The following is a 24,445-nucleotide window of genomic DNA, read 5'->3' as shown; positions in this document are numbered from 1 at the left end:
CCGGGTCGACTTCATCGACGGCGGCAACCTGGCCCAGCTGTGCCGCGCCTCCAACGGCATGGTGGTCAACAACTCATCCGCCGCCCTGTCGGCCCTGGGCTTCAAGACCCCGGTCAAGGTCCTGGGCGAGGCCTTCTTCGACTTCGACGGCCTGACCGACCAGCAATCCATCGACGCCTTCTGGACCGACCCACAGACCCCCGACCCCGACCTGTTCACCCGCTTCCGCGCCCACGTCATCGACCGCACACAGGTCAACGGAAACTACCACGAACCCAAGGCCCTCAAACCCACCGCAAAAGCCATCGCAATCCGGTTCGCACAGACGGGGTAGCCAGGGATGAGGCGGCCCTGCACGCCGCGATGTATCCGGCCGCGGATGGCGAGCGTATCTGGCTGTATCCCCATGGTTCACTGGAGCCCCTCCCATGCCCGTTTCGCCCCGCTTCGCCGTCGCCATCGCCGTTCTGTTGACGGCATGTTCGCAAGGGGAGCCCGCCGGAGCCCAGCCGCCGGTCGTCCAGTCCGGCCCGGACAGCGGCCGGCGCGAAGTCGCCGTCTTCGCCGGCGGATGCTTCTGGTCGGTGGAATCGAACTTCGAGCATATGCCGGGCGTGGTCTCGGCCGTGTCGGGATATGCAGGCGGCACATCGCCCAATCCGACCTATGAAGCCGTGGAGCGCGGCAACGGCTACGTCGAGGCGGTCCAGGTGACCTACGATCCGGCGCGAATCTCCTATCGTCAGCTGGTGGATCGTTTCTGGCGCACCATCGATCCGACCGATGCCAACGGCCAGTTCTGCGACACGGGGCCAGCCTATGGCACCGCCGTCTTCGCCACCGCCGCCCAGCGTCCGGTCGCCGATGCCTCCCGCGCGGCGGCCGTCGCCGTGATCGGGGCTCGGCGCTTCACCACGCCGGTGCGCACGGCGGGTCGGTTCTGGCCCGCCGAGGCCTATCATCAGGACTTCGCCCGCCTGAACCCCGTCCGTTACGGCGGATACAGCCGGTTCTGCGGCCGTGCTGCGCGTCTCAGGGCCGTCTGGGGGAGCTGATCGGTCGGTGAACCCGACTGTGGCGCCGAGGTCACCCCCCATCGCTGTCATCCACCTGTCACATTAGTGTCGTCCCACGGTTCGGTTCTCGCCGTAGATCGGGCAGGATTTCGACGGGCGTGTGCTCGATCGACCATGAGGGCGCGTCCGCCCGAACTGTGGGGATACAGACCAAATGACGAACCGCTCCAGGGCGTTCTGGGCCAGCACGGCTCTCCTGACGTCGCTCGCGATGTCTTCTGCCGTCTACGCGCAGGAAACCACGTCCGCCGTGCGCGGCACGGTGGCCACGGCCGACGGCAGCCCCATTTCGGGCGCCAGCGTCCGCGTCGTGCACGAGCCGTCGGGCACGACCACGACGACGCTAACCGGCTCGGACGGCGTGTTCGACGCCCGCGGCCTGCGCGTGGGTGGCCCGTACACGATCACGGTCGCCGCTGAAGGCTATTCGGCCGACTCCCTGGACGGCGTCATCATCGGTGCCGGTGATACGCTGCGCCTGAACTTCGATCTGGAAAGCGCATCGGCCGTCGACGACATCGTCGTGGTGGGCGCGCGCGACGTGACCGCCAACAACACCGGTGTCTCCTCGACCCTGGATGCCGACGACATCGCCGGCGTCGTCTCGATCAACCGCGACATCCGCGACCTGGCCCGCCGCAACATCCTGGTGTCGAGCAATGCGCGCGACAACGGCGGCATCTCCATCGCCGGTTCCAACCCGCGTACCAACCGCGTGTCGATCGACGGCATCGCGGCCCAGGACGAGTTCGGCCTGAACGGCGGCGGCCTTCCGACCCGTCGCGGCCCCGTGTCGCTGGACGCGGTCGAGCAGTTCACGGTCGATGCGGTTCCGGTCGATGTCGAGAACGGCGACTTCAACGGCGGCGCGCTGGACGTGGTGCTGAAGGCGGGTGGCAACGATTTCCACGGCACGGCCTTCGTCAACTATCTGAACGACGGCCTGGTCGGCGACTCGATCCGCGGCATCAACCTGCCGACGGCCATCACCCAGAACAACTACGGCTTCTTCGTCTCGGGTCCCCTGTGGCGCGACCGCCTGTTCTTCGCCAGCTCTTACGAGCTGTACGAATCGGCTGACCAGACCACGATCGGGCCCGTGGGCGGCGGCTTCGCCAACTCGATCATCGGCATCACCCAGGCCAACATCGACTCGTTCATCAACGACTTCAACACGATCTATGCCAGCGACTTCCCCGTCGGCAACATCGAACGCACCAAGCCGATCACGGACGAAAAATACACGGTCAAGCTCGACTTCAACATCACCGACAACCAGCGTCTGTCGGCGACCTATCGCAACGCCGAGTCGGCCAACTATTCGCAACCGCGCACCAACCTCAGCACCTCCACGGCGGCCCTGTCGTCGCAGTGGTACGTCACCGGCGAGCAGGACGAGGCCTATGCCCTCGAACTGAACTCGAACTGGACCAACAGCCTGTCGACCCAGGTTCGCTACAGCGAGCGGAACTACGTCCGTCTGCAGGATCCGCCCGGTGGCCAGATCTTCTCCGACGTCAGCGTCTGCGGCGACGCGACCCGCACGATCACCAACGGCGTCATCACCTCCTGCACCCCGACGTCGGTCTATCGCTTCGGCCCGGACTCGAACCGTCACGCCAACTATCTGGAAACGACCAACAAGACCCTGCTGGCCAAGGCCGAATATGCGCTGGGCGATAACCTGTTCAAGATCGGCTACCAGGGCCAGGAAATCGAAGTCTTCAACGTGTTCGTTCCGAACTCGCGCGGGACCTACTACTTCGACTCGCTGGCCGATTTCCGGACCGGTCAGGCTTCGCGTCTGGTCTACACCAACGCCATCACCGGCAACGCCAACGATGCTGCGGCGGCCTTCAAATACCGCCTGAACTCGGTCTTCGCCCAGGACACGCTGGAGCTGACCCCGACCCTGACCCTGCAGGCCGGTGTGCGTTACGACTGGTACACCAGTGACATCGTGCCCGCCTTCAACGCCAACTTCCTGGCGCGGAACGGCTATTCGAACCAGGCGACCTACGACGGCATGAACGTCCTGATGCCGCGCGCTTCGTTCGAGTGGGACGCGACCGACTGGCTGACCATCAATGGCGGCGCCGGCCTGTTCTCGGGCGGCATTCCCGACGTTCTGCTGTCGAACAGCTTCTCGAACACCGGCGTCCTGACCTCGGGCATCCAGATCGAGCGCAACGCCGACGGCACCTTCCGTGAAACCACGGGCGTGGCCGGCTTCACCCAGGCGATCGGCGCTGCGGCGTTGAACGTCAACCTGGCGGACCCCCGCACCTTCTACTCCATCCCCACGGCCGTTCAGGGCCTGCAGGGTGGCGCGGTCGCCTCTCCGGTGGCCGAGGTCAATGCGCTGAGCCCCTCGTTCGAACTGCCGTCCGACTGGCGCTACTTCCTGAACGCCACGGTCGAGGCCCCCGAAGGCTGGGCATCGGGCTTCCTGCCGGAATTCGCGTCCCGTTCGGTCGATAACTGGCGCCTGAGCTTCGACGGCGTGTTCACGCAGGCCGACAAGTCGGTCGTCTTCCGCGACACCCGCTCGCAGATCCTGCGCGTCAACGGCGTGGCCCAGTTCACCCCGGACGGCCGCCTGCGTTACGACGGTCTGGGCGGCACCGCAGTCCAGCGCGCGGGCTTCGGCATCACCTCGACCAACCCGGGTTCGAACCGCGACATCGTGGCCTTCAACGGTAACGACGGCGAGTCCTACACCCTGGGCGTCAGCGCCTCGCGCAGCTTCGACAACGGCCTGGATGTCCTGGTCGGCTACGCCTATCAGCGCAGCAAGGATCAGGCGGCCAGCCTGCGGAACGGCACGACCGCCAGCGGCCTGTACGGCAACGGCGTCTCGCGTCTGGACCCGAACATCGAAGACTACGGCACGTCCTCGGAAGAGATCCAGAACCGCTGGAAGACGGAGATCAACTACCGCCACAACTTCTTCGGCGACTACGAGACCCGCTTCAATCTGTTCGGCGAAATCCGCGACGGTCGCCCGCTCAGCTTTACCATGTCGGACGCCACCTCGCCGCGCAGCCCGACCTTCGGTGTGAACCGTGGCGGTCAGCTGTTCTATGTGCCGGACTTCGCCAACGACGCGAACCCGAACGACCTGCAGGTCGGCAACATCTTCTTCGACAGCGCCACGACGCGCGATCGGGTCCGGTCGCTGGTCGACACCTTCGGCCTGCCGAACGGTCGCGTGCTGGAGAAGGGTGAGGGCTCCGACGACCAGCCGGAAGTCTATCAACTGGACCTGCAGTTCAGCCAGGAGCTGCCGGTCTACTTCCTGCCGGGTCGCCTGCGCTTCACCGCCGACATCCAGAACCTGGCCAACCTGCTCAACGACGAGTGGGGCATCATCGAGGAGTACGGCAGCCTGGAATCCCAGAACCTGGTCACCGCACAGTGCGCCGATGCGGCCGGTGTGGCGGCGACCGCGGGCAACCCGGTCTGCACCACCTACCGCTACTCGAACGCCAGCCCGACCGCGGACGTCATCAACCGTGACACCGCCGGCCGGTCGCTGTGGACCATCCAACTGGGTCTGCGCTACTCGTTCTAAGGCCGGTCGCCTGACGGCGATCACGACGACAGGAGGGCGGTCCGGCGACGGGCCGCCCTCTTTCGTTTTGGAGACCGGCTGTTGAACGAGGGGGCAGGGGTGTCTATCTGGCCCCCCTGCCCATCGTCTTCGGGTTCGCCGTCTGAAAGGGCTTCCACCTCCATGTCCAGGTCCCCGATCCCCGCCGAATGGTCGCCTCACCGGGCGATGTGGGTCGGCTGGCCCAGCCATGCGGACCTGTGGGAAGACAACCTCGAGCCGGCTCAGACCGAGGTCGAGGCGCTTGTGCGCGCACTCGCCGGGCCGGGTCGCGAGCAGGTCCGGCTCATGGTCGGCACGGACGAGGCGCTGGCGGGCGCCCAGGCGCGGTTCGACGGCGTGCAGAATGTCGAGGTCGTGCCCGGTCGGTTCGGCGACATCTGGCTGAGGGATACCGGACCGATCTTCGGTGCGGGCTCCACGCACGCGGCCGCCTTTCGCTTCAACGGCTGGGGCGGGAAATACGACCTGCCCTTTGACGACACGGTGGCGACCCAGATCGGCCAGGCCAGCGGCGTCGCCCTGGACCGCAACGCTTTCATCCTGGAGGGCGGGGCCCTGGATCACGACGGTGCGGGCACGATCCTGACCACGCGCCAGTGCCTGTTGAACCCCAACCGCAACCCGGATTGGTCTGAGGCGGCGGCCGAGGCGGCCCTGACCGAGGCCCTGGGCGCACGCAAGGTCGTCTGGCTGGACGACGGCCTGCTGAACGACCACACCGACGGTCACGTCGACAACCTGGCCCGGTTCGTCGCGCCGGGCGTCGTTGCCCTGCCCATGGCCTATGGCCGCAACGATCCGAACGACGACGTCTTCGATGCAGCAGCCGCCGCGATCGCGGCCGCTACTGATGCCGACGGCCGCCCGCTGAAGCTGCTGCGCCTCCCGTCCCCCGGCTTTGTCGGCGACGAGGATGAAAAGCCCGTCCCCGCCAGCCACATGAACTTCCTGATCGCCAACGGCGCGGTCATCGTCCCGACCTACGGCAACGACGCCGCCGCGCGCCTGGCCTGCGAAGGGCTCGCCACTGTCTTCCCCGACCGCGAGATCATCGCGCTGTCGTCCACCGCCATCCTGTCGGGCGGCGGATCCTTCCACTGCATCACCCAGCAGGAGCCCGCCTGATGGCCCGCACGATCAGCGTCGCCGCGCTCCAGTCCTCCTACGGCGAAGACATGGCCGCCAACATCGCCCGCACCGGCGATCTGGTGCGCGAGGCGGCGGGGAAGGGGGCTCAAGTCATCCTGCCCAGCGAGCTGTTCCAGGGACCGTATTTCTGCGTCTCACAGGAAGAGAAATGGTTCGGCACCGCCTATGCCTGGCGCGAGCACCCGGCCGTCATCGCGATGGCCGACGTCGCCAAGGACCTCGGCGTCGCCATCCCGGTCTCGATCTTCGAGCGCGAGGGGCCGCACTATTTCAACTCCATCGTCATGCTGGATGCCGATGGCTCGGCCTTGGGCGTCTATCGCAAAAGCCACATCCCCGACGGCCCCGGCTATCAGGAAAAATACTATTTCCGGCCCGGCGACACGGGTTTCAAGGTCTGGGACACGCGGTTCGGCCGTATCGGCGTCGGCATCTGCTGGGACCAGTGGTACCCCGAAACCGCCCGCGCCATGATGCTGATGGGGGCTGAAATCCTGATGTATCCGACCGCCATCGGGTCGGAGCCGCACGACAAGGAACTGGACACCGCCGATCCCTGGCGCCGCGCGATGCAGGGTCATGCCGTCTCCAATGTCGTGCCGGTCGTCGGATCGAACCGCACGGGCCGCGAGCATGTGACCGAGGCGGGCCAGCTGTTCTACGGCTCATCCTTCATCGCCGATCACAGGGGTGATCTGGTCGAGAGCTTCGGCCGGGACGACCAGGGCGTGCTGGTCCACACCTTCGACCTGGACTACATCGACCGCCACCGGGCGGCCTGGGGCTTCTTCCGCGACCGCCGGACCGACCTGTACGGCGCGCTGGCCGCGCCGCGTCCGGCCTAGAAGGGTCGCCAGCCGAACCGGATGACATTGTCCGCGACGACGTTCCGCTCGGCGTGGTCGCCGTCGTCCGCGCTCGATCCGAAGGACCAGCCGGTGTCCGCCCCGCAATAGCGCCGTCGCCCTTCGCGGGACCCCACCACCACGGCATTGGGCCACAGCCAGCGCACGCCGGTGAAGATGTTGCCGGTGATCACATTGTCCGACGGCGTTTGATGCCGGATGACGCCGTCCTCGCCACAGTTGCGATACAGGAAGACGCCACCCCGTCCGCCGAGCGCGAAGCTGTTCCCCTCGATCCGATTGCGCGCCGAGCCGTCGATCGCGATCTGCTCGCGAGCCGTGCGGATGCTGAAAGCGACGTTCGTGATGCTGGTCTCGGCGCTCTCTGCATCCAGATAGATGGCCGTCGACGCCGACCGGCCGATGAACTGGCCGCCACGCACACCCAGGCGGGTCACGCCCGGACCGACATAGAGTGGGATCGAGCCTGTCGCCGCGAAGGTCACATTGTCGAAGCCGATCCGCGACGGTGCTGCCGCCTGGGCCTCTGCGGTGTGGCCCTGCGTCCGCGACGACAGGCGCAGGTCATCGATGCGCCCGTTCGCACCCATGCCCCAGATGCGGACGTTGCCATTGATGGTGCAGTTGACGAAATGGACGCCCAGCGGTTGGCTCCAGGCCGTCGCTTCACGTCGTGACTGGATGGCGATCGTCGGCTGCAACGTCGTGGACGGCCGGTCTGGATCACCGATCGAGCCGCCGCGACAATCCATGCCAGTTCCGGACGCCTCTGCCCCTTCGATCAGCAAGGGGCGTTCCACCTTTGTGCCGGGCGGCAGAATGGCGAAACAGGTCAGGCGCAAGGGTGTGGCGTCCGAAGAAGCCGGCTGCAACAACGCCTGCATCTGGGCGCTCGTGCATGGCGGCGCGATCGGCGGCAGGTCGAGCAGGGCTGTCAGCAACTCGAGCATGGAAACCGCGAAGGCTTATGGAAGGGGCGCAGCCAGGGCCAGCCGCTCGGCCGCGCATGCGGGGCTGGTCAGGCCAGCGGCGCGCGCCCGGTCCAGATCGGCTCGGGCCGCGTCGAGGGCGGGCGCGAACCCTGGGTCGGCCGCCTCGGCCGCCACGACCGCGACACCCAGCGCCCGACCCGCCTCGACGTCGGACGGATAATGCATGGCGCAGACCAGTCGGCTGATTCCGATCTGGCGACCCATCTCGCGCGCCTCGACGGCCCGGTCCGGGGCCAGGGCGGCGATCACCTCGCCATAGGCGGCACCCACCGAGGCGCTGCCAGAGGGATAGGAGGCGCTGGCGCGTCCCGCCGCGGACACCACCTGACAGGACCGTCGATCGGGATCGACGCCGACGGGCCGGGGCCGGAAGGCGCGGGCCTTGCCGAGCTCCGCCGCTGCATTGGCGTCGATCAGCACGCGGTCCAGCAACGCGACCAGCGAAGGAGCCGCCTCGGCCGTCAGTCGTGCGCCGACGACGCAGTCGAAGTGGGAGGCGGCGATCACAGGGCGCAGTTCCGCGTGGCGCGTCGCCAGGGTCCAGCGGTCTGTATCCTCCAGCACGATCATTCGTTCGGAGGTGGCGGCGTCGGCCAGGGCTTCGGGCGATCCCTCGACGGGCGGGGGCGGCACGGCATCGACCAGGGCCTGTAGTGCGCTCGAACTCAGAAAACCGGCCGGCGCGGCGGCCGCCGTTCGCATCGCCGACGGGGCCTGGGCCGCGCAGGCGCTGGCCATCCCGCCGAACGCGACGGCAGCGGCGACGGCGAGCCGCTTCAACCGCCGGCGCTCCAGCTCAGCTGCACCGATGTCTGGCCGCCTTCCACAGGCGAGGCGACGACCTGAAGGTTTGCGCCCGCATCGGCCTTGGCCGCGCCATAGGACCGCGCCTCGCCCATGTTCATCGCCATCACCGACGACAGGCCCGCCGCCTCCGCGCGCGCGCGATAGAATTCGACGACCGCCGCCGGGTCCGCGTCGGTTCGGAAGGCGACCAGTCCACCGGGACCGGCCGGGCTGGTTGCGACGGTAGGGGGCGCTTCGATCTCGCCCCCGGGATAGAGAACGGCGAAGGTCGGTGCTCCTTCCACGATCGGCTGCGGTGCGGACGCATCGGGGGCGACCGACGGTGTCGATGGGCTCTCCGAAGCCACGGTCGTCGTCGGCACCGTCGCAGGCGTCGTCTCCGAAGAGGGGGGCGGATCTGCCGTCGTCCTGTCGCAGGCTGCCAGTCCGGCCGCGCCCGCCATCAGTGCGGCCGCTACAATACGCTTCATCCCGGATCGTCCTGCTCAGACTTTTTCGTTGGCCTTACCGTGGCCTATCGGTGCGGCGACAGCAAGGCGATCAGCCCTTGGCGGCGTCGGCCTGTTCGCCGCGTTTGCGCTCGGCCCGCCCTTCGCCGGCCATGGTCCGATCCACGGACGCCTGATCGGGGTCGTCGTCCGATCCGCTGGCCGCGCCGCCCTGCAAAGAGCCCGCGCGTGTGTCCGAGCCCACGCCGCTGCCGGACAGGGCCTCGACCAGGGCATCGGGCGTACGGCCCAGATCGGGCTGTTCGCCGACGTCCTCGGCCTCGATGCCTTCGGGCGTGGTGGGTTTCTGGTCGGTCATGGGCTCGTCTCCTTCGACCGTGACGGAAAGCCTCGCGCACGGCGGGGTTCCAAGTTGAGAAAAGATATATCTCAAGACCCTTGCTTTTTGATCATTAAGATATATCTTTGCCTCATGAAAATGAGAAAAGGACATCACATGTTTGGATTCAATGAAGACAGAGACGCCCGTCCCGGCCGCCATCGCTGCGGCCCGTCGGGTGAAGGGCGGGGCCGCCGTGGCCCCTGGGCGGCCATGGGCCGTGGGCCGGGCTCCGGCCGTGACGGCGAGGGACGGGGACCCGGTCAGGGGCGACGCATGTTCGGCCCCGGCGACCTGCGCCTGGTGCTGCTCGCCCTGATCGAGCAGGAGCCACGCCACGGCTACGACCTGATCAAGGCCATCGAGACGGCCTTCGGCGGCGGTTATGCTCCGTCCCCCGGCGTCGTCTATCCGACCCTGTCGCTGCTGGCCGACGAAGGCCTGATCGTGGGCGCCGAGGATGCGACCGGAAAGCGGGTCTTTTCGGTCACCGAGGCCGGCAAGACCTGGCTGGACGAAAACCGCACCGCCGTCGACGGTGTCATGCAGCGCATGGCCCTGGCGGCGAAATTGGTCTCGGGCGAACAGACGCCCGAGGTCGTGCGCGAAGCCTTCCACACCCTGCGCCACGCCGTGCAGATGAAGCCCGGCGGCTGGTCGGAGGTCGAGACGGCCAAGGTCGTCGAGGCCCTGATGAAGGCCGTGCGCGACATCAGCGAGGGGTAAAATCCTCCACCGCGCAGCGGGGGAGGGGGACCATCCGAAGGATGGTGGAGGGGGCGGAACCACGCACCGTGTCTGGGTCGCCCCTTCCACCGCTCCGCGGTCCCCCTCCCCCGTTTCGCTGCGCTACACGGGGGAGGATTGGGTGCCTACTTCCCGAACAGCTTGGCCCAGCGACGCTTGTCGCGGTTCTTCCAGGCCCCGCGGTGATAGGCGTCCGAGCCGATCAGCGGCACGACGGTCGTGGCCTCGGCGAACACCATCTGTTCGTGTGTGGTCTGGACCTTGCCCCACGACGCCGCCTCTTTCAGCGTCGAGGACGAACAGGCCCCGTCGCGGACGTCGGCGACCGTGATCTGGACCGCATAGCGGTGCATCTCGGCCTCGATGCCCAGGATCTCGGCGCAGACGACGGTGTCCTGGGCGAAGTTCTTGGGCACGCCGCCGCCGACCATGAACAGGCCGGTGACGCCCGCCGCGATCTTGATGTCGGTCAGTTCGCGGAAGTCCGCGACCGCGTCGATCATCAGATAGGGCTGGCCCGCCGCGATCCGCTCCTTCTGGTGCTTGACCAGCCCGAACCCGGCCGAGGAATCGACGAAGGCCGGGCAGAAGATCGGCACGCCTTCTTCATAGGCGGTCTGGATCAGGCTGCCGGGTTTCTTGGCGTTGCCCTCGCTCAGCCACTTGCCCATCTCCCAGATGAACTCGCGGCTGGAATAGGCGCGGGGCTCCAGGGCGTTGCAGATCTCCAGGATGGTGTGATCGCAGTTCTGGAGCTCCTCCTCGTCGATATAGGTGTCGTAGATCCGGTCGATGTAGTTGTCGCGCAGGACGTTGTCGTCCACCTCGCCGGCGGCCTGATAGTGCTTGAACCCCAGGGCTTCGAAGAAATCCATGTCGACGATCGAGGCGCCGGTGGCCACGATCGCGTCGATCATGCCGAACTTCACCATGTCGCGATACACATGCATGCAGCCGCCGGCCGAGGTCGAACCGGCCAGGATCAGCCACGGCGAGCAGTCCTTGTCCTCGATGGCCATCGAGAAGATGTCGGCGGCGCGGGCGGTGTCGCGCGAGCTGAAGCTCATCTTGCGCATGGCGTCGACGATGGGCCGCGCATCGAAGCTGGTGATGTCGATGTGCTCGACGACGTTCTGCAGCAGTTCGGCCTTGGTGTTGGTCTGAACGGGAGCGTTCATTGCAAGGGTTTCCCTTTGGTTTGAGCGCCCGTCGTCAATAGAAGCAGCGGCCCGGACGGAGCGACGGGCCGCTGCTGATTAGAACGTCTAGATGACGATTTTAACGCCGCGCCTTCTTGCGCTGACCGGCCTTGCCCTTGGGCCGCGACAGGCGAACGACCTTCCTGGCCTGCTCTTCCGCCGTGGTGCGCACGGTCGGGATGGAGCGGGGGGCCAAACCGTACAGCGACGCCATCGGGGCATCCTCGACCGCGGCGAGATCGTGCTCGCCATAGCCGTTGAAGCCCGTGGACATGGCCACGCCATAGGCACCCAGCATGCCGATCTCGATGAAGTCGCCCTCACGGATGTCGGCCGGCAGATAGAAGGGCCCCGGCATGTGGTCGATGGAATCGCAGGTCGGTCCATAGAACTGGAACGGCTTCAGATCGGCCGAGCTCTGACCATCCCGGACCAGCTTGGTCGGGAAGGGCCAGCGCGAGTGGGTCGCGTCGAACAGCGAGCCATAGGACCCGTCGTTCAGATAAAGGGCGTCGCCCTTCCTCAGATCGACGCGGGCAAGGATCGAGGACGACTCGGCGACCAGCGCCCGGCCCGGCTCGCACCACAGCTCGGTCGTTTCCGACACGGGCATCTCGGCGAAGCCGCGATGGATGGCCTCGGCGTATTCGCTCATGTCCGGCGGGACCATGCCCGGATAGACCGAGGGGAAGCCGCCGCCGATGTCGACGATGTCCACGATCACGCCCGCGCGCAGGATGGCGCGACCGACCTGGGCCATGGCGGCCTGATAGGCGGTCGGACGCATGCACTGCGACCCGACGTGGAAGCAGACGCCCATCAGCCCGTCTTTCACCGCCCGGCGCGTGGCCAGCAGCAGGGACGGGGCCTGATCGGTGGAGACGCCGAACTTGCCCGACAGCGAATAGGCCGCGCCGTCGGCCGAGACCGCCATGCGGACCAGCAGGTTCAGATCGTCCGCGCCGCCGGTGGCGTCGAGGATCTTCTGCAGCTCGTCCTCGCAGTCGAGCGAGAAGGTGCGGACGCCGTGGTCGAAGTACGCCTTGGTGATCGCCGACCGGCTTTTCACCGGGTGCATGAAGGCCAGGCGCGCGTCGGCGCTGACCGAGCGGACCAGCTCGATCTCGGCGAGGGATGCGACGTCGAATCCGGTCACGCCCGCGTCGACGAGGGTCTGGATGACCCACGCGGACGGATTGGCCTTCACGGCATAGAAGACGTCGGCCTTGAGATTATCCTGGAACCAGCGCGCCGCTACGGAAACCGAACGCGGCCGCACGAGTGCGACTGGACGTTCAGGGGACCGCTCGCGGACCAGGTCCAGGGGAAATGGATACGTGCGCAATTCACGTAAACCCCTGTAATTGTTAAACCCAGACCGGCGTTAGCAGCGCAACGTTAGACCTACGGGGTCCGCCGGAAGCGGCCATATGGGGTCACGCGACTGTCATGTAAAGCGGTTTTTTCATGTCCGGGCTCGCCGCGCTTCGGCGATGGTCCGGCCTCTGACGGTATCGTCCACGCCATGGCGGTGAACCTCCGGTCCCCTCTGCCGTTATGGCCAAGGTAGGACGGGGGCCACATCGATGAATCGCTGGTTGTTCTGGTGGCGACGGCTGAGGCGACAGCTGTGGGTCCGCGCCGGCCTGTACGCCGCGACCGCCGTGGCCGCCGCCCTGGTCGCGGGCGTCGCCGCGCCCTGGGTGCCCGCCCAGGTCGCCGACCGGCTGGGGGGCAACTCCATCGATGCCATCCTGACCATCCTCGCCTCCAGCCTGCTGGGCGTGGCGACCTTCTCGGTGGGGGCGATGGTCACGGCCTATACCGCCGTATCCCAGACCACGACGCCGCGCGCCGCCGCCCTGGTCACCAGCGACGTGGCCGTTCAGAAGGCGCTGGCGACCTTCGTGGGGGCGTTCCTGTACGCCATCGTCGCCGTCACCGCCGTCAACGCGCACTACTATGGCCAGCAGGGACGGGCGATCCTGTTCCTGTTCAGCCTGGGCGTGGTGTGTCTGGTGGCCTTTCGGCTGCTGGCCTGGATCAACCGGCTTTCGACCCTGGCGCGCGTCGGCCACATGATCGACCTGGCCGAGGATCAGGCCCGGGCGGCGCTGACGGGCGAGCGGGACGCCCCCTTCCTGGGCGGGCGTCCGGGACAGATCGAGGCCGCCTTCCTCGTCCTGGCTCCCAGGACGGGCTATGTCCAGAACGTCGATCCCGCCCTGCTTCAGGACGCGGCCGAACGACAGGACTGTCAGGTCCGGGTGATGGCCATGCCGGGCACCTTCGTGCGGACCGGCGACCCCCTGTTGGCGATCAGCCGACCGGACCGGGACGACACCGATCAGGGCGACTTCCGCTCCGCCTTCAGCATCGGCCGCCAGCGCTCTTTCGATCAGGATCCGCGCTTCGGGCTGATCGTCCTGGGCGAGATCGCGGCCCGCGCGCTGTCGCCGGGCGTCAACGATCCCGGCACGGCGATCCAGGTCATGGGCGCGGCGGTGCGGGCGCTGGACGAATGGGCGATGCTGACCCCGACAGAGATCCAGCCGGTTCGCCGCTCGCGCGTCTGGGCCCCGACCCTGGAGGCCGACGATCTGGTCGAGGACGTGTTCGGTCCCATCGCGCGGCATGGGTCCGACAACGCCGCGGTGGCCGAACGCCTGCAAAAAATGCTGGGCAAGCTGGCGACCGGCGACAGCCCGCTGGCCCACGCCGCGCGCCGCCAGTCGGCCGAAGCTCTGGCGCGGGCCCGGCAGGCCCTGACCCTGCCGGTCGATCTGGAGCGCGTGGAAGCGGCCGCCTTCAAAGGCTGATGCCTGCGGTGTTCCGGTCTCCCGCACCCGACCTGCGCCGGTCGTCGCGCTGGACGGCGGCGCAATGGCCGTGGCATTAAGACTTGCCGGACCGCGCCACTCGCGGCATTCGGCGCCTGTTCCACAGCCGCCGTCAGCGAGTTCATGAGTTCAGCCGCCGTAAGCCCCGCGCCCGGCCCCAACCCTGCTGGGTTGGTAATGGTTCGCGACGTGTCCAAGACATTCGGTGCCCGCAAGGCGCTGGACCGTGTCAGCGTGTCCGTCGCGGCGGGCGAAATGGTCGCCCTGATCGGTCCGTCGGGTTCGGGCAAGTCGACCCTGCTGCGCTCCATCACCGGCATGCAGTCGATCGACGCCGGGCCGGGCCAGATCGATGTCTTCGGCGTCTGCGTCCAGAAGAACGGCCGGATCACCGGGGCCGTCCGCGCCGCGCGCCAGAAGGTCGGCATGATCTTCCAGCAGTTCAACCTGGTCGGTCGGCTCAGCCTGTTCTCCAACGTCATGCTGGGCGCGCTGGGTCGCCTTCCGGCCTGGCAGGGCATCCTGGGTGCCTGGCCAGGCGCCGACAAGGACAAGGCCATGGCGGCGCTGCACCGCGTTGGCGTCTCCGACTATGCCGCCCAGCGCGCCAACACCCTGTCGGGCGGGCAGCAGCAGCGCGGGGCCATCGCCCGGGCCCTGGTCCAGGGCGCGAAAGGCATCCTGGCCGACGAACCCGTCGCCTCGCTCGACCCCGTCTCCGCCCGCAAGGTCATGGAACTGCTGGTCGAGCTGAACCAGCGCGACGGCCTGGGCGTCATCGTCACCCTGCACCAGGTCGATTACGCCATCCGCTACTGCGACCGCGTCATCGCCCTGAAGGCTGGAAAGATCGTCTATGACGGTCCCTCGACCGGTCTGGACACCCCCACACTCATCGACATCTACGGTCCCGAGTTCGAGGACGCGTTCTGGGAGACCAAGGCATGAGCCTCGCCCGCATCACTCGCCGCTTCGGTCTGATCGCCGCCTCGGCCGCCCTCGTGGCCCTGTCCGCCTGCGGCAACGGCGACGACGCCAAGTCCGGGGGCGCGCCCAAGGAAATCGACTTCGCCATCCTGTCGGCCGAGAGCCAGGCCTCGGCCGGTCCCCTGTGGCAGCCCCTGCTGGACGACATGTCCAAGGCCATCGGCGTGCCGGTGAAACCCTTCTTCGGCTCCAACTACACCGTCCTGGTCGAGGCCATGAAGGGCAACCAGACCCAGGTCGCCTGGCTGTCGGCCAAGCCCTCGGTCGAGGCCATCGACCGCGCCGACGCCGAGGTCATCGCCCGCACGGTCAACAAGGAGGGGGCCGACAGCTATCGCTCCACCCTGATCGTCAAGGCGGGTTCGGGCATCACCCTGGATCAGGTTCTGGCCTGCGGAAAGCGGTTCGATTTCGGCATCGGCGACGCCCAGTCCACCTCGGGCACGCTCGCCCCCATGGCCTTCCTCTTCAACGCCCACACCCCGCCGATCGACCCGGCCCAGTGCTTCAAGACGGTGCGTTCCGCCAACCACCAGGCGAACGCCTTCGCCGTGGCGACGGGCGTGGTCGATGTCGCCACCTCCAACACCGTCAACACCGTCTTCCTGACCCGCGAGAACCCTCAGATCGCGGCCCAGATCCAGGAAATCTGGCAGTCCCCCCCGATCCCGGAATCGGGCATCGTCCTGCGCTCCGACCTCGATCCCGCGATCAAGGAAAAGATCCGCAGCTTCTTCCTGACCTATGGCGTGGGCACGGGCGCAGAGGCCGATCGCCAGCGTCAGGTTCTGGCCGGTCTGGAATATTCCCAGTTCCGCGCCGCCGATAACTCGTACCTGAATCCGGTCCGCGAGATGATCGCCGACCAGCAGCTGTCGGAGGCCCGCAAGTCGGGTGACACGGCCGCCGCGTCCGCCGCCCAGGCCGAACTGCAGCGCCTCCGCAGCTTGCGAGAGGTCCAGCCTTGACCACCACGCCTGCCGGCACGATCCCGAAGGCGCCGTCGAAGTCCCTGGGGGCCTGGGTGCTCGACGTCCTCGTCTGGGGCGGCGTCGCGGCCGTCCTGATCTACAGCATTGAGGCTGTGAACCTGGCTGATCTGGGCAACCTCTTCAGCAATTCGGAAAACACCCGCAACTTCGCGTCTCAACTGCTTCAACCCGACTTCACGGACTGGAAGCTGTTCGTCGAAAAGATGTGGGAGACGATCCAGATCGCGCTCTGGGGCACATTCCTGGCCATTTTCCTCGCTGTGCCGATGGGACTTGCGGCGGCCCGCAATGTTGCGCCCGCTTGGGTGGTCATGCCCGTGCGCTTCGTCATGAACCTGCTGCGCTCGGTGCCCGACCTTGTCATCGGCATCCTTTTTGTCGTCGCGGTCGGTCTGGGACCGTTGCCCGGCGTCTTGGCGATTGCTGTCAACACGGCCGGTGTTCTGGCCAAGCTGTTTTCCGAGGCGGTCGAGTCGATCGACAAGGGGCCTGTCGAAGGCGTGCGCGCCACAGGTGGCACCGGTGTGCATGAAATCGTCTGGGGCATCATCCCACAGGTCGCGCCGCTGTGGACCTCGTTCGCCCTCTACCGGTTCGAATCCAACAGCCGCTCGGCGACGGTCCTCGGCCTGATCGGCGCGGGCGGGATTGGTCAGGTGCTGTTCGACCGCATCAACGGATTCGGCTTCCGCGACGTTTCGGCCATCGTCATCGTGGTGATCGTCGCGGTGACGCTGATCGACATGCTGTCACAGGCCATGCGCAAACGTCTGCTTTAAGCGTCGCAGATTCGTCGCCCCGAGAGACCGTGCTGATGCCGACCACCCTGTTTCCTCGCCTGTCCGCCGCTGCGACGGCCGCCATGGCCGTCCTGTCCATCGCGGCCTGTGGCCAGGGTCCGCAGACGGCGCGCGACGGCATCTGGGCGGCCGGGTCGTCGACCGTGTTTCCGTTCGCGACCCGCGTCGCCGAGAACTTTGCCAGGAACAACCCGGACGCCTCGCCCCCGCGCGTGGAATCGCTGGGCACCGGCGGTGGCATTCAGTCTTTCTGCAATGGCGTCGGCCCCAACACCCCCGACATCGCCAACGCCTCGCGTCCGATGAAGAAGTCCGAGTTCGACAAATGCGTCGCCAACGGCGTCACCGAGATCGTCGAACTGCGTATCGGCTATGACGGCATCGTCATCGCGACCTCGCGCACGGGCAACAGCTTCAACTTCGAACTCAACGACCTGTACGAAGGCCTGGCCAAGACCGTCCCCGGCCCCAATGGCACCTTTGTCCCGAACCCCGCCCGCACCTGGAACCAGGTCAATCCCGGCCTGCCGAACCAGCGCATCCAGGTCTACGGCCCGCCGCCGACCTCCGGCACGCGCGACGCCTTCCTGGAGCTGGGCATGACGCCGGGGGCCAAGCTGGTGCCCGCCGCCGCCGCCGTGGAGGCGCAGGACAAGGACCGGTTCGAAAGCCTGGCCCACACGGTGCGTGAGGACGGCGCCTGGATCGACGCGGGCGAGAACGACAACGCCATCCTGCAGACCCTGACCCGCACGCCGGGATCGCTGGGCGTGTTCGGCTTTTCGTTCCTCGAGCAGAACCTGGACACGGTGAAGGCCGAGACCATCGACGGCATCTATCCATCCGCCCAGACGATCGCGGACGGCACCTATCCACTGGCCCGCAGCCTATTCATCTATGTGAAGAAGGCCCACATCGGCGTGACGCCGGGCCTTCAGGAGTTCCTGATCGAGTTCACGTCCGAGGCCGCCGTGGGGCAGGGCGGCTATCTGCAGGATCGCGGCCTCGTGCCCCTGCCCGAGGCCGAACTGGTGGCCCAGCGCGGCATCGCCACGGCCCTGACTCCCATGGCCCGTCCCGCCAAATAGGTCGGCTTACGCCGCCGCCCGCCGCCGCACCCGCGCGATCCGCCTCAGCCGCCGCCAGAAGCGGCCCCGCTGCGGCTCCGGATAGGGCTCCAGGTTCTGCACGAACTGCTCGGCCGAGGCGCGCCAGCTGAAGGTCTCGGCATAGGCGCGGGTCACCTCGCGGTCGCACTCCAGCGCGGTCATGCAGGCGACCTTCAGGTCTTCGTCGATGGCCCCCGCGTTCGATCCGGGGATCAGGTCGATCGGCCCGTGCGCCGGATAGGCCGCGACCGGCGTGCCCGTGGCCATGGCCTCCAGGATCACCAGGCCGAAGGTGTCGGTCCAACTGGGGAAGACGAAGACGTCCGCATCGCGGAAACACCGTGCCAGCTCCTCGCCGAACCGCGCGCCCAAGAACTTCGCCTCGGGGTATCGCGCCTCCAGGTCGGCCCGCGCTGGTCCGTCGCCGACGACGATCTTGGTGCCGGGCAGATCGGTTTCCAGGAACGCCTCGATGTTCTTCTCGACCGCCACCCGTCCGACGTTCAGCCAGAACGGGCGCGGCCACGACTTGCCGCCCAGACTGTCAAAGATGCGCTCAAGGTCGGGCCGGAACTGCTCGGTATCCACGCCCCGCGTCCACGGCGAGATGTTCTTGAACCCGTGCTCTTCCAGCTCGGCCTTCAGCGTCGGGGTGGCCACCATCAGCCGTCCCGACGGCTTGTGGAACCACTTCATATAGGCATAGCCGACCTGCACCGGGACCGGGAACCGGGCCGAGATATATTCAGGGAATTTCGTGTGATAGCTGGTGGTGAAGGGCAGCTTCCACTCCACGCAGATGCGCCGCGTAGCGATGCCGATCGGCCCTTCGGTGGCGATGTGGACCGCTTCCGGCTCGATCGCCCGCAACCGCTCGCGGATTTCCTCTTCGGCCCCCAGGGCCAGTCTGATTTCCGGATAGGTCGGGGCCGGGATGGTCCGGAACTGGCTGGGCTCGATGACCTCGACCTCGTGGCCCATGGCGCGGCACTCGGCCACGGTGCGGGTCAGGGTGCGGACGACGCCGTTGACCTGGGGCTCCCAGGCGTCAGTGGCCAGAACGATGCGCATGGGTGGGCGGTGGCTCGTGCCGATGGACAAGGCGGCAACCTCTAGCGGCTCGCGCGACGGAAGGCGAGATGTCCCGCGCCCCCTCCCGCTCGCAAGCGGATGGGTCTATGTCGCCGGGCATGAACGCACACGTCACGCCTCCGGTGACCCTCTCTCAGGACTGGGACACCCTGGACCACGGCAAGTTCGCCGACGAACCGATCCGTATCCACGCCCTGCTGGCCACGCCGCCCCTCAGCGACCCCGACCGAACGGCCGTGGTGGCCGACGCGATCCGCCTGGTCGAGCACGCGCGCCGCAGCCAGAAAAGGCAGGGCGTCGTCGAAAGCTTCCTGCAGGAATTCAGCCTGGGCACCCGCGAGGGTCTGGCCCTGATGTGTCTGGCCGAGGCCCTGCTGCGCACGCCCGACGAGGACACCCGCGACCGCCTAATCGCCGAAAAGATCGGCTCGGCCGACTGGGCCAGCCACCTGGGTCAGTCCGACAGCCTGTTCGTCAACGCCTCCACCTGGGGCCTGATGCTGACCGGCCGTCTGGTCGATGCCGACGAACAGGCCAAGACCGACCTGCCGGGCTTCCTGACGCGCGTCGCCGGCCGCCTGGGCGAGCCGGTCATCCGCCAGGCCGTCGCCGCCGCCGTCCGCATCATGGGCGAACAATTCGTCGTCGGCCGCACCATCGAGGCGGCACTGAAGCGGTCGAACAAGGAAGGCTGGCTGTGCAGCTTCGACATGCTGGGCGAGGGCGCCCGCACCGCAGCCGACGCCGAGCGGTATGAGCGCATCTACGCCGACGCGATCACCGCCGTCGGCAAGACGGCCAAGGGGCAGGGACCGGAGGCCGGCCACGGTGTCTCGGTCAAGCTGTCGGCCCTGTCCCCGCGATACGAGGCCACCCACGAGGCCCGCGTCTGGACCGAACTCTATCCCCGCGTCCTGCGTCTGGCGAAAATCGCCGCCGCCGCCGACATCAACTTCACCATGGACGCGGAGGAGGCCGACCGCCTGGCGCTGTCGCTGAAACTGCTGGACCGGCTGGCGCACGAACCGTCGCTGGGCCACTGGACCGGGCTGGGTCTGGCCGTTCAGGCCTATCAGAAGCGGGGGCCAGAGGTCATCGCCCGCGTCGCCGACCTCGCCCGTACATCCGGCCGCCGCCTGATGGTCCGCCTGGTCAAGGGCGCCTATTGGGACACCGAGATCAAGCGCGCCCAGGTCATGGGTCGCAACGACTATCCGGTCTTCACGACCAAGGCCGCGACCGACCTGAACTACCTCGTCTGCGCCCGCGCCATGATCGAGGCCGCGCCGCATCTGTATTCCCAGTTCGCCACCCACAACGCCCACTCCCTGGCCGCCGTCCACCGCATGGCGACGGACGCGGGCGTCAGGATCGAGTTCCAGCGCCTGCACGGCATGGGCGAGGCCCTTTACGATGCCGCCGCCGAGACCTTCGGACCCATGACGGTGCGCGCCTACGCCCCCGTCGGCGGGCATGAAGACCTGCTGCCCTATCTGGTCCGCCGCCTGCTGGAGAACGGCGCCAACTCGTCGTTCGTCCACGCCCTGCTGGACGAGCGCGTGCCCGCCGCCGCCGTCGCTGCCGACCCCATCGCGGCGGTTCAGGCCTACCCCGATCGCCACGCGAAAATTCCGACCCCCAAGGACATGTATATGGACCGCCAGAACTCGCTGGGCCGCGACTATTCGCAAGCCGCCGACCGCGACGCCCACGCCGCCGCCCTGGCCCGCGTCGACGCCGAACGCTTCCTGTCCGGCCCCCTGATCGAGGGCGGTCTGGCGGCGGGCACGAACCCGCAGGACGTCACCAACCCCTACGACCGCACCCAGGTCATCGGCCGGGTATCGGAGGCGACCACCGAAGACATCGACCACGCCGTCGACATGGCCCAGCGCGCCCAGGTGGCCTGGGACCGCGCGGGCGGCACCCGCCGCGCGCCCGTGCTTCGCGCCATGGCCGATGCGCTGGAGGCCGACCTCGACCGCCTGGTCGCCCTGCTCAGCCGCGAGGCCGGAAAGACCCTGAACGACGGCGTGGCCGAGGTGAGGGAGGCCGCCGACTTCTGCCGCTACTACGCCATGCTGGCCGAACGCGACTTCGGCGGCCCAGTGACCCTGACCGGTCCGGTGGGGGAGACGAACCGGCTGGTCCTGCATGGACGCGGCGTGTTCGCCTGTATCTCGCCGTGGAACTTCCCGCTCGCCATCTTCACCGGCCAGATCGCCGCCGCCCTGGCCGCCGGCAACGCCGTCCTGGCCAAGCCCGCCGAACAGACCCCCCTGATCGCGGCCGAGGCCGTGCGCCTGTATCACAAGGCGGGTCTGGATCCCGACCTTCTGGCCCTCGTCCCCGGCCGGGGCGAGACGGTGGGCGCGACCCTGGTCAGCCACCCCGGCATCGACGGCGTCGCCTTCACCGGCGGCACCGATACGGCCGGCGCGATCAACCGCGCCATCGCCGCCCGGCCCGGCCCGATCATCCCCTTCATCGCCGAGACGGGTGGTCTGAACGGCATGTTCGTCGACACCACGGCCCTGCGCGAACAGGTCATCGACGACGTCATCGGCTCGGCCTTTGGCTCGGCCGGCCAGCGCTGCTCGGCCCTGCGCATCCTCTATGCGCCCAGGGATTCGGCCGACAGCCTGATCGAGGGGCTGAAGGGCGCCCTGGCCGCCCAGGTCCTGGGCGACCCCGCCGATCCGTCCACGGACATCGGCCCCGTCATCGACACCGAGAGCCGCCAGGCGCTGGAGGTTCACATCGTCCGCCTGTCTAAGGACGCGAAGATCCTCGCCCGCGCGACCCTGCCCGACGGCTCCGAACGCGGCGACCTGTTCGCCCCCACGATCGCCGAGATTCCGTCCCCGGACTATCTGGAACGCGAGGTCTTCGGCCCCATCCTGCACATCTACCGCTACGACCCCGCCGAGCTGAAAACCGTCGCGGGCAAGCTGGCCGCGCGCGGCTACGGCCTGACCCTGGGCGTCCACAGCCGCATCGAGGCCTTCGCCGAAGAGGTCACCGCCCTGGTCTCCGCCGGCAACGTCTACATCAACCGCGGCATCACCGGCGCGGTGGTCGGCGTCCAGCCTTTCGGGGGCGAAGGCCTGTCCGGCACCGGCCCGAAAGCCGGAGGCCCCAACAGCCTGATCCGCTATGCGTCGGAAAAGGCGATCTCGAACAACATCTCCGCCCAGGGCGGGGACCCGGCGCTGTTGAATTTGTAGGGGCTCACCTTGCTCTGAGCCCGAAAGCGGACGCGCCCAATGTCCGCTATGGGTGGGAAGCGGACATCACGGCAGATAGGCTAAATCGCATGGCCCGCATCGCACGCTCTACTGCTTCCCTTCGCTTCTTCGGCGACGAACTTAACCCTGACGACCTCACAAGAAGGCTGGCAGGACAGCCGACGAAATCGGCCCAAAAGGGCACCATACGAACTGGTCAGTCCGACCGCCAGTATGTCGAAAAAACCGGATCGTGGCGGTTGAAGGCTTCGGACGCCAAGCCCGGAGATCTCAACACCCAGATACAGGGGATTTTCGCCTCTCTGACGCCAGACCTAACGGTTTGGCTCGAACTTTCGGCACGCTTCCGGGCAGACATTTTCTGCGGGCTGTTCATGGACGAACGCAACGAGGGCTTAGAAATCACCCCCGAAACTCTCCGTGCTATGGGCGAACGCGGAGTGACGTTAAGTCTCGACATCTACGATCCCACTGACGCCTGAATGTCGCCAATGGGTGGTTAGCGCACGTTCGCTCGGGCGATGTTTGCGACCGTGAGCTTCCGGTCAGGCCGCGTGATCACCGCGCCCAAACCGTCGCGCTCACATAGCTCAGTGACTTCCGAAATGGCCGCGTCGTCATCATTGAAGACGAGTGTGCCCAGTTGGACTTTCCTGTCCCCGAAGTCCCATTCGATCTTGTATTTTGGCATGGCTGACACTCGGCAAGTGAGGCTAAGCCTACATAGCGACGGCTGCGCAGCAATATCCGCAACGAGTGGAAAGCGGACTCAGGGCACGTGGACTGACCAGACTTCGATTAGAGCTTCCTCATCACCCGCAAGTCGGGCGTGTAGGACCAGATCGCTGCTTGGCTCCTCGGTGGTCGTCAGATCAATCAAAAATTGCCAATTCGGATCGTCCCAGACGTAGATTGACCGTTCCCAAACCTCCTCGCTCAGCGGGGCGAGCGTGGCTCCGTAGGCGTTGATCTGCTCCGCGATGAAATCGGCGAGCCGCGCATCTATCGGCGCGACCCTTTCGAGACTGTGGTTCGAAGGCTGGAAATCCCCGGCTACCAGTGCGGCGACCAATTCGCGAAATCGAGGCCGAACCCCTTCCGGTATCGGGTGCTCTTTGTCGTCTCGTTCAAGCATGTGCCTGACGATGGAGGGGGAAGTCGAAGTCCGCAATGGGTCGGAAGCGGGAGGGGGCACCAGGCCGGATAGCGGACACCAAGGCGATCTCCTGCTAAGCCGCTACAATGTCGTTCGAAAATGTTTGGGTGCAGTTTCACCCTGGTGAACCCCCAATAGGCTGGATGCTCCGAAGTGCGGGAGCCGCAAACCGTCTGCGATTTCACTCGCTCCCTGCGTCCAAACGGTATGCCGACACAGACGAGGAACGCTCGCTGTTGTTGGCCCGCCAGAATGCGCTGGCTTTAGAGGTGCTAGGCGACCGACCATGCTGGCTCGTGCAGACCCACTGGGTATTGCAGGCAGGCGAACGGGACGTGGCTGACCAACACGATCCGTTCCGGGCAACGCGGGAGTGGAAACTCGCCTTCGCGTTCGAGATACTTGAAGACGACGGTGAAGAAGGATGTCCTTGGGGAGTTCATGCCGCCCAAGTCCGCTGGGCACCCGGCCGGTTCGACGACTTGCTTCTTTCCATCGCTGACGAGAGAGCAGGGCCGACTTTATGGATGGGCACGGACGGGGCGATCTTCGCCCCGTATGACGGTGGCGTCGATCTCTTCTTGCCAGACGCCGAAGCCGTTCAGCGGTTGGCAGCACAGCACTCCGATTGGCTGCCCACGCATCCGCTCAATCTATAGTCCAGAACGTCCGCTATGGGTCGTGATGCGACGGTCGCTGGGAGGCGAGAAGCGGACCTAGACGGCCTTCTTCTTGTTCGCCAGGGCAAGCCACAGGGTGAGCGCCACGCTCGCAAGGGTGATGCCGACCGCACCAACATGAAGGGCGTCCAAACCCTGCTTGGCATCGGTAGTGATGCGGAGGTAGAGGACCGCGAAGAACAGGCCCACCGCCACGCCAGCTAACACCGACCGAAGGCGATCTATAAACACCATGAGCCCCTCGCGATGACTAGCTGCAGG

General features: G+C 67.0%; 24 protein-coding genes. 14 read left to right on the top strand and 10 right to left on the bottom strand.

The genetic code is table 11. From position 1 onward, the window contains the following. The 5 genes from AC1DW4_RS10905 to aguB all read left to right on the top strand — a co-directional run. A partial coding sequence (locus AC1DW4_RS10905) for a capsular polysaccharide export protein, LipB/KpsS family (RefSeq protein WP_477017284.1) occupies nt 1-334 on the top strand: 334 nt, incomplete at its 5' end. A gap of 94 nt (nt 335-428) precedes the next feature. Then, entirely contained in the window at nt 429-1,055 is a 627-nt protein-coding gene (gene msrA / locus AC1DW4_RS10900) for a peptide-methionine (S)-S-oxide reductase MsrA (protein ID WP_477017283.1), read from the top strand. 175 nt (nt 1,056-1,230) lie between these two features. Beyond that, nucleotides 1,231-4,650, top strand: coding sequence for a TonB-dependent receptor (locus AC1DW4_RS10895; protein ID WP_477017282.1), 3,420 nt, complete (start codon nt 1,231-1,233; stop codon nt 4,648-4,650). A 162-nt stretch (nt 4,651-4,812) separates the two neighbouring features. Then, complete coding sequence (locus tag AC1DW4_RS10890; RefSeq protein WP_477017281.1) at nt 4,813-5,817, top strand: agmatine deiminase family protein; 1,005 nt, start codon at nt 4,813-4,815, stop codon at nt 5,815-5,817. After that, nucleotides 5,817-6,686 (top strand): N-carbamoylputrescine amidase, encoded by an 870-nt coding sequence (gene aguB / locus AC1DW4_RS10885; RefSeq protein ID WP_477017280.1) that lies wholly within the window; start codon nt 5,817-5,819, stop codon nt 6,684-6,686. The genes AC1DW4_RS10890 and aguB overlap by 1 nt, the downstream gene beginning before the upstream one ends. Here aguB and AC1DW4_RS10880 read toward each other — a convergent pair. The 4 genes from AC1DW4_RS10880 to AC1DW4_RS10865 form a co-directional block, all read right to left on the bottom strand. Continuing rightward, on the bottom strand, nt 6,683-7,657 hold the full coding sequence (locus tag AC1DW4_RS10880) for a right-handed parallel beta-helix repeat-containing protein (RefSeq protein WP_477017279.1): 975 nt from the start codon (nt 7,655-7,657) through the stop codon (nt 6,683-6,685). The two genes, aguB and AC1DW4_RS10880, sit on opposite strands and share 4 nt — an antisense overlap. Nucleotides 7,658-7,672: 15 nt before the next feature. Then, the gene (locus AC1DW4_RS10875; protein WP_477017278.1) at nt 7,673-8,479 is read right to left on the bottom strand and encodes a phosphatase PAP2 family protein; all 807 of its coding nucleotides are present in this window, start codon (nt 8,477-8,479) and stop codon (nt 7,673-7,675) included. After that, the gene (locus tag AC1DW4_RS10870; RefSeq protein WP_477017277.1) at nt 8,476-8,976 is read right to left on the bottom strand and encodes a hypothetical protein; all 501 of its coding nucleotides are present in this window, start codon (nt 8,974-8,976) and stop codon (nt 8,476-8,478) included. The genes AC1DW4_RS10875 and AC1DW4_RS10870 overlap by 4 nt, the downstream gene beginning before the upstream one ends. Before the next feature lie 70 nt (nt 8,977-9,046). After that, nucleotides 9,047-9,313, bottom strand: coding sequence for a ribonuclease (locus AC1DW4_RS10865; protein WP_477017276.1), 267 nt, complete (start codon nt 9,311-9,313; stop codon nt 9,047-9,049). Nucleotides 9,314-9,610: 297 nt separating this feature from the next. On the opposite strand from AC1DW4_RS10865, the gene AC1DW4_RS10860 reads away from it, so the two are divergent. Further along, the gene (locus AC1DW4_RS10860) at nt 9,611-10,060 is read left to right on the top strand and encodes a PadR family transcriptional regulator (RefSeq protein ID WP_477017275.1); all 450 of its coding nucleotides are present in this window, start codon (nt 9,611-9,613) and stop codon (nt 10,058-10,060) included. A 146-nt stretch (nt 10,061-10,206) separates the two neighbouring features. On the opposite strand, the gene AC1DW4_RS10855 is transcribed toward AC1DW4_RS10860, so the two are convergent. Next, on the bottom strand, nt 10,207-11,259 hold the full coding sequence (locus AC1DW4_RS10855) for a 1,9-bis(guanidino)-5-aza-nonane synthase (protein WP_477017274.1): 1,053 nt from the start codon (nt 11,257-11,259) through the stop codon (nt 10,207-10,209). A gap of 100 nt (nt 11,260-11,359) precedes the next feature. Then, nucleotides 11,360-12,625 carry a type III PLP-dependent enzyme gene (locus tag AC1DW4_RS10850; protein WP_477017273.1) on the bottom strand — a complete coding sequence of 422 codons (1,266 nt, stop codon included), beginning with the start codon at nt 12,623-12,625 and terminating at the stop codon, nt 11,360-11,362. A 241-nt stretch (nt 12,626-12,866) separates the two neighbouring features. Between AC1DW4_RS10850 and AC1DW4_RS10845 the strand changes: the two genes are divergently transcribed. The 5 genes from AC1DW4_RS10845 (at nt 12,867) to AC1DW4_RS10825 (ending at nt 17,987) form a co-directional block, all read left to right on the top strand. Continuing rightward, nucleotides 12,867-14,099 (top strand): DUF2254 domain-containing protein, encoded by a 1,233-nt coding sequence (locus AC1DW4_RS10845; RefSeq protein ID WP_477017272.1) that lies wholly within the window; start codon nt 12,867-12,869, stop codon nt 14,097-14,099. A 144-nt stretch (nt 14,100-14,243) separates the two neighbouring features. Continuing rightward, entirely contained in the window at nt 14,244-15,068 is an 825-nt protein-coding gene (gene phnC / locus AC1DW4_RS10840; protein WP_477017271.1) for a phosphonate ABC transporter ATP-binding protein, read from the top strand. Next, nucleotides 15,065-16,075: a phosphate/phosphite/phosphonate ABC transporter substrate-binding protein gene (gene phnD / locus AC1DW4_RS10835; protein ID WP_477017270.1), complete on the top strand. Its 1,011-nt coding sequence runs from the start codon at nt 15,065-15,067 to the stop codon at nt 16,073-16,075. Before phnC ends, phnD begins: the two co-directional genes overlap by 4 nt. Before the next feature lie 56 nt (nt 16,076-16,131). Further along, complete coding sequence (phnE, locus tag AC1DW4_RS10830; RefSeq protein ID WP_477017269.1) at nt 16,132-16,878, top strand: phosphonate ABC transporter, permease protein PhnE; 747 nt, start codon at nt 16,132-16,134, stop codon at nt 16,876-16,878. 35 nt (nt 16,879-16,913) lie between these two features. Beyond that, nucleotides 16,914-17,987, top strand: a complete 1,074-nt coding sequence (locus AC1DW4_RS10825) for a substrate-binding domain-containing protein (protein ID WP_477017268.1) — start codon at nt 16,914-16,916, stop codon at nt 17,985-17,987. Between the two features lie 6 nt (nt 17,988-17,993). Here AC1DW4_RS10825 and AC1DW4_RS10820 read toward each other — a convergent pair whose 3' ends face one another. Next, the gene (locus tag AC1DW4_RS10820) at nt 17,994-19,079 is read right to left on the bottom strand and encodes a glycosyltransferase family 4 protein (RefSeq protein WP_477017295.1); all 1,086 of its coding nucleotides are present in this window, start codon (nt 19,077-19,079) and stop codon (nt 17,994-17,996) included. Nucleotides 19,080-19,198: 119 nt separating this feature from the next. On the opposite strand from AC1DW4_RS10820, the gene putA reads away from it, so the two are divergent. Both putA and AC1DW4_RS10810 read left to right on the top strand, forming a co-directional pair. Further along, a complete protein-coding gene (gene putA, locus AC1DW4_RS10815) occupies nt 19,199-22,327 on the top strand; it encodes a bifunctional proline dehydrogenase/L-glutamate gamma-semialdehyde dehydrogenase PutA (RefSeq protein ID WP_477017267.1) in 3,129 nt (1,042 codons plus the stop codon). 89 nt (nt 22,328-22,416) lie between these two features. Then, on the top strand, nt 22,417-22,830 hold the full coding sequence (locus tag AC1DW4_RS10810; RefSeq protein ID WP_477017266.1) for a DUF4279 domain-containing protein: 414 nt from the start codon (nt 22,417-22,419) through the stop codon (nt 22,828-22,830). Nucleotides 22,831-22,847: 17 nt separating this feature from the next. On the opposite strand, the gene AC1DW4_RS10805 is transcribed toward AC1DW4_RS10810, so the two are convergent. Continuing rightward, complete coding sequence (locus AC1DW4_RS10805) at nt 22,848-23,039, bottom strand: hypothetical protein (protein ID WP_477017265.1); 192 nt, start codon at nt 23,037-23,039, stop codon at nt 22,848-22,850. A gap of 78 nt (nt 23,040-23,117) precedes the next feature. Beyond that, a complete protein-coding gene (locus AC1DW4_RS10800; RefSeq protein WP_477017264.1) occupies nt 23,118-23,420 on the bottom strand; it encodes a DUF7668 domain-containing protein in 303 nt (100 codons plus the stop codon). Nucleotides 23,421-23,590: 170 nt separating this feature from the next. On the opposite strand from AC1DW4_RS10800, the gene AC1DW4_RS10795 reads away from it, so the two are divergent. Next, entirely contained in the window at nt 23,591-24,163 is a 573-nt protein-coding gene (locus AC1DW4_RS10795; RefSeq protein WP_477017263.1) for a DUF3885 domain-containing protein, read from the top strand. A gap of 57 nt (nt 24,164-24,220) precedes the next feature. Here the strand turns inward: AC1DW4_RS10795 and AC1DW4_RS10790 are convergent, their stop codons facing one another. Continuing rightward, a complete protein-coding gene (locus AC1DW4_RS10790; RefSeq protein ID WP_477017262.1) occupies nt 24,221-24,379 on the bottom strand; it encodes a hypothetical protein in 159 nt (52 codons plus the stop codon). Nucleotides 24,380-24,445: the final 66 nt, after the last annotated feature.

It is taken from the genome of Brevundimonas sp. P2_A6 (assembly GCF_056404975.1).
This window is presented reverse-complemented; position numbering and strand designations above follow the sequence as displayed.